This is a genomic window from Pseudomonas uvaldensis (assembly GCF_021271205.1).
Taxonomy (GTDB): domain Bacteria; phylum Pseudomonadota; class Gammaproteobacteria; order Pseudomonadales; family Pseudomonadaceae; genus Aquipseudomonas; species Aquipseudomonas uvaldensis.
In genome coordinates this window covers 1-1,142 of record NZ_JAIWKS010000036.1, presented here as the reverse complement: position 1 = coordinate 1,142, position 1,142 = coordinate 1, and the positions used below count along the sequence as shown (strand labels likewise).

Sequence of the window (1,142 nt, the reverse complement as noted above, 5' to 3'; positions counted from 1 at the left end):
CCTGCGCGGCCATCTGGATCGCATCGCCCTGCAACGGGCCCTGGACCGCATCGTCGCCCGTCACGAAAGCCTGCGCACCACGTTCCAGCACATGGACGGTGAAGCCCGCCAACGCTTCGCCCCGGCCGACATCGGCTTCACCCTGATCGAACACGACCTGCGCGCGCTGGACAGCGACGCCCGGACGCACGCCGTCGAGCAGCTGACCCAGGACGAAGCCCGCGAAGCCTTCGACCTGAGCCAGGGTCCGCTGATTCGCGGACGCCTGCTGCGCCTGGCCGACGACGAACACATCCTGTTGGTGACCCAGCACCACATCGTCTCCGACGGCTGGTCGGTGGCGGTGTTGATCGGGGAGTTCAACGCCCTGTACGCCGCGTTCTGCCAGGGCCTGGACGATCCGCTGCCGCCCCTGGCGCTGCAATACGCCGACTACGCCGCCTGGCAACAGCAGCACCTGCAAGGCGAACGCCTGCAAGCCCAGACCCGTTTCTGGAAAGATCACCTCGACGGGGCGCCGGCCCTGCTGGAACTGCCCGCCGACCATCCACGACCCCAGGTGCAGAGCTATCGGGGCGCCGCCCTGGCGCTGCAACTGCCCGCGCCGTTGAGCGCCAGGCTGCGCCGCTTCAGCCAGGAACAGGGCCTGACCCCGTTCATGACCTTGCTCGGCGCCTGGTCGATCCTGCTCTCGCGCCTGAGCAACCAGCCGCAGGTCGTGGTCGGCACTCCGGTCGCCAACCGCACCCGCCAGGAAACCGAGGCGTTGATCGGCTTCTTCGTCAACACCCTGGCCCTGCGCATCGACGTCCAGGCCCACCGCCGCGTCGATGAACTGCTGCAACGGATCAAGGCCACCACCCTCGACGCCTACAGCCATCAGGACCTGCCCTTCGAACAGGTCGTCGAAGCCCTGCAACCGGAGCGCAGCCTCGGCCACAGCCCGCTGTTCCAGGCCATGCTGGTACTCGGCAACACCCCACACGACCAGGCCCTGGCCCTGCCGGGACTGAACCTCACCCCACTGGCCCAGCCCACCGGCACCACCCAGTTCGATGTGAGCCTGTCGCTCAACGACGACGGCGACGTCATCAGTGGCCAGTTCGAGTACGCCACCGACCTGTTCGAGGAATCCACCATCG

At 67.8% G+C, this 1,142-nt stretch carries 1 protein-coding gene; it reads left to right on the top strand.

Annotated elements, in window-relative coordinates; all coding sequences use genetic code 11:
• Positions 1-1,142 (top strand): condensation domain-containing protein (locus LCU97_RS26460; protein ID WP_232778208.1); only part of this gene is annotated, 1,142 nt, incomplete at both ends.